A 3,631-nucleotide genomic window follows, 5' to 3' on the forward strand; every position below is an offset into this window, starting at 1 on the left:
TGATAGCTGCGGTTATGTCTACACTCTCAACCCACTTAAACTGGGGCTCTTCTTATGTAGTCAATGATTTTTATTTGCGGTTTTTAAAACCTCAGGCTACTGACAAGGAATTGGTAATGGTAGGAAGAATATCCACAGTGCTTTTGATGGTATTGGCTGCATTTCTAGCCTTGGCACTTTCCAATGCGCTGGAAGCATTTAACATTCTGCTACAGATTGGGGCCGGAACAGGTGCCATTTTCATTCTACGTTGGTTTTGGTGGAGGATCAATGCTTATACCGAAATCTCAGCGATGGTCATCTCATTTATTGTAGCTATTTTCTTTGAGAGTATAAATCCTAAAATGCAATGGATCAGTATTCCTGAAAATCAGGAATACCTCAAATTGCTATATGGTGTTGGAATTACAACCATTGGTTGGATTTTAGTGACCATTTTCACACAACCAGAAAAAGATGCCATTCTCCTATCCTTTTACCAAAAAGTACGTCCTGCTGCTTTTGGTTGGAAAAAACTATTGGACAGATATCCTGCCGAGAAACAGGAACAGGGTCAATTGCCAATGGAAATCGGCTTGATGTTAGTAGGATCGGTGATGGTCTATGCTACTTTATTTGCTGTAGGTTTTTGGATTTATGGAAATGTGGTTTCTGCTTCCATAGCTACTGTCATCGCTATTGTCGGAGGGATTATTATCATTATGAGCTGGAAAAAAATGAGGTAATTATATGTTTCGAAACTTTTCCAAAGTTTTAAAACTTTGGAAAAGTTTCAGTTTTTAAACTCCAAAGTATTGATGAGATGAATCAAATCCACTTTGATATATTCAATTACCGGAGCCAAAGAATCATTTTTCATGGAAGTATTAAAATAAAGAGCACCCCTTAAAAAATTACTGGTCGAATCGGTCACAAAAAACTGGAACTGAGTAGGGACTTCGCCGCTGAGTTCCGCCACCACACCGGTATATCCTTTTGGGGTGATCAAGACGGATTCCTCTATGCCATAAGCTTTGACCTGATGCTTGGCGGTCAAGTTGATTGCATCATTCATCACTGTTTTCAGGTCCTTCCCTTTACTATCCAAAGGTAGGTAGGTCAAGTGCACCTTTCCTCCCAATTTAGTGTAATTCAAATTTATCCAATTTTTCTCTGCCAAATTAAAAGAATCGGGCTCTACCGAGGCGTTCTTGGAATATTCAAAGGTATATGGCTTTTTTTCATCAAGGAGCACAAAACCCCTTTCCGGGAGATCAATTCTATTAAATCCTTTTGGTTTAGGTAGATAGTCCCCTCCACATGAAGATAGCAAGAAGAGAAAAAGCGGAACCAAGAAAATTCTTTTCATACTTAACATGGTTTCAAAGTTATCAAATTGGTTTGATTTGAGACTTGGATAACAGATATTTATAGAAACTTTAAAAACACTAATTATGAAAAATGTGAAAAAAAATTTCGCTATCGCATTGGGTATAATGGCATTTTTATTTGTGCAGACCATCTCCTATGCTCAAAACAACATGGCTGAATTTGTGGCCAAGTGGGAAAACGGAAAAAAGTTTACCCTTGAAGTAGTGGATAAAATGCCGGATGATTTACTGGCATACAAGCCTCATGAATCCGCTATGAGCTTTACAGATCAAATTGTTCACTTATCCGCAGCCATGGCAGGAATGAGTCAAAGATTCCTGAACGGCGACAAGCCCGGTTTTGATCTTAGTGCAAAGCCAACCTCGAAAGATGACATCAAAGCTTTTGTCACCAATTGCTATGACTATGTAAAGGCTACTGCCTCAAAAATGTCTGATGGACAAATGGGCGAAACAATTGATGTTTTTGGTTCGTCCGCGACAAGAAGGCAAGCGTTGGCATTGATCGACGACCACACTACCCACCACAGAGGTGCAGCCATTTCCTACATCCGCTCCAATGGCATCGAGCCCCCAAGGTTTAGGGCTATGTGATTTGAGGGTAGAATTTGGATTTTTGATTGTAGATTGTAGATTGTAGTTTGTATTTAAAAAGAAGGGCGGACAAATATCTGATTTGCCGCCTTTTTATAAATCTAAAATCTACCCTCTAAAATCTTAAATTTTTTACCTTCATCCTTCCTCCCTCATCCTTCCTCCTTTATCTAACCCACTCCACTTTCTCTCCAACAGGCCTTCTTTTTCCTACAGGCCACCTGTCTATTGCCGGTTTGGCTACGTAGAAGAAGCCCATCAAGATGTCCTCTTCTTCCAATCCAAACCATGGTCTTGCTTCAGGCCAGAAAGTAGGTCCACCGGTGCCCCAATATGCTGCCAAGCCATGTGCTGATGCAGTTAGGTACATATTCTGAACAGCCATCGCCACTGAGGCTATTTCTTCCATAACAGGGAGGTTGGCTTTCAGATCACGCTTCATAATGATGGCAATAATATGTGAAGCTTTGAGAGGGCTATCTTTGAATTTTTGGTAGGTAGCTTCTATAAAATTTCCGTTTTTTGTGCCCCTCTCTTTATAGATTTCAGCCTGAAAATCTGCAAATTTTTTCAGGCCCTCTCCTGTAAAGACTTTAAAATTCCAAGGTTCTGTCATTTTATGGGTAGGCGCCCAATTGGCATTTTCCAGCATTTCCTGAATGATGAAATCCTCTACGGGATCGTTTTCCTTAAACTGTGCTATAAACATGGACCTACGCCCACGTATGATTTTATTTACTTCTTCGATATTGAAATCAGGTTTTTCCATTATAATAAATTTTGGTTGGTACTGTCTTTTTCTAAATGCGAAATAAGGAAAAATGGTTTCCTTTTTACAGTAGGCAGTGTTCAGTAGGCAGTGTGTCAGTGGTTAGGTACAAGAAAACCTTTGAGGTCTTTTTTAGACCTCGAAGGTTTCTTTCTTTGGAACTATGTGCAAATCTATATGTAAGTAGGCGGTGTTCAGAGATCAGGAACAGTGTTCAGTAGACGGTGTGTTGGAAGTTCGGAAAGCGATGGTCAGTAGGAATACTGTACTGAATATTTTAAAAAAATAGAGTACAATCCTGATTGAAGTATTAAATTGTAATTTCATACTTGAGACCGAGTAGCGGTCTTATTTTTACTAAAGTGAATTTAAAAATATGAGAAAACTGGCAAGCATTCAAAGAATCAAATCCCTGGAACCTATAGAAGGAGCAGATGCCATAGAAAAGGCCACAGTTTTGGGTTGGCAATTGGTGGTAAAAAAAGGAGAATATAAAGTGGGTGATTTGGCAGTTTATTGCGAGATAGACAGTATTTTACCTGACAGACCGGAATTCGAATTTTTGAAGCCACGGGGCATGCGTATCCGAACAATCAGATTGAGGGGACAGGTTTCTCAGGGAATATGCTTTCCTCTGACCATTTTACCTGATCACATCAATCCTGAGGAAGATTTGGATGTGACCGAAACCCTCGATATCATCAAATATGAACCTCCGATTCCAGCCTACCTCAGCGGAAAGGTCAAAGGCAAGTTTCCTTCTTTTATCCCAAAAACGGATGAAACCAGGGTGCAGATCCTGCAAAAAGTCCTGGACAAGTACCAAGGTGTATCCTGCTATGTCAGCGAGAAACTTGATGGCAGTTCGGCTACTTATTTTGTGAAAGACAATGAATTT

General features: G+C 39.9%; 5 protein-coding genes. 3 read left to right on the forward strand and 2 right to left on the reverse strand.

What is annotated here, in order from left to right; all coding sequences use genetic code 11:
• Window positions 1-725: sodium:solute symporter family transporter (locus tag ACEW8O_RS20520; RefSeq protein ID WP_407936185.1), on the forward strand; the 725-nt coding region annotated here is incomplete at its 5' end.
• A 47-nt stretch (window positions 726-772) separates the two neighbouring features.
• Here ACEW8O_RS20520 and gldD read toward each other — a convergent pair.
• Window positions 773-1,348, reverse strand: coding sequence for a gliding motility lipoprotein GldD (gene gldD / locus ACEW8O_RS20525; RefSeq protein ID WP_373496500.1), 576 nt, complete (start codon window positions 1,346-1,348; stop codon window positions 773-775).
• A gap of 85 nt (window positions 1,349-1,433) precedes the next feature.
• Between gldD and ACEW8O_RS20530 the strand changes: the two genes are divergently transcribed.
• Window positions 1,434-1,964, forward strand: a complete 531-nt coding sequence (locus ACEW8O_RS20530; protein ID WP_373496501.1) for a DinB family protein — start codon at window positions 1,434-1,436, stop codon at window positions 1,962-1,964.
• A gap of 166 nt (window positions 1,965-2,130) precedes the next feature.
• Here ACEW8O_RS20530 and ACEW8O_RS20535 read toward each other — a convergent pair whose 3' ends face one another.
• Entirely contained in the window at window positions 2,131-2,733 is a 603-nt protein-coding gene (locus tag ACEW8O_RS20535) for a nitroreductase (RefSeq protein ID WP_373496502.1), read from the reverse strand.
• 376 nt (window positions 2,734-3,109) lie between these two features.
• On the opposite strand from ACEW8O_RS20535, the gene ACEW8O_RS20540 reads away from it, so the two are divergent.
• On the forward strand, window positions 3,110-3,631 hold a 522-nt coding region (locus ACEW8O_RS20540), incomplete at its 3' end, for a hypothetical protein (protein ID WP_373496503.1).

Origin of the sequence: Aquiflexum sp., assembly GCF_041749095.1 — a bacterium.
Classification (GTDB): domain Bacteria; phylum Bacteroidota; class Bacteroidia; order Cytophagales; family Cyclobacteriaceae; genus Aquiflexum.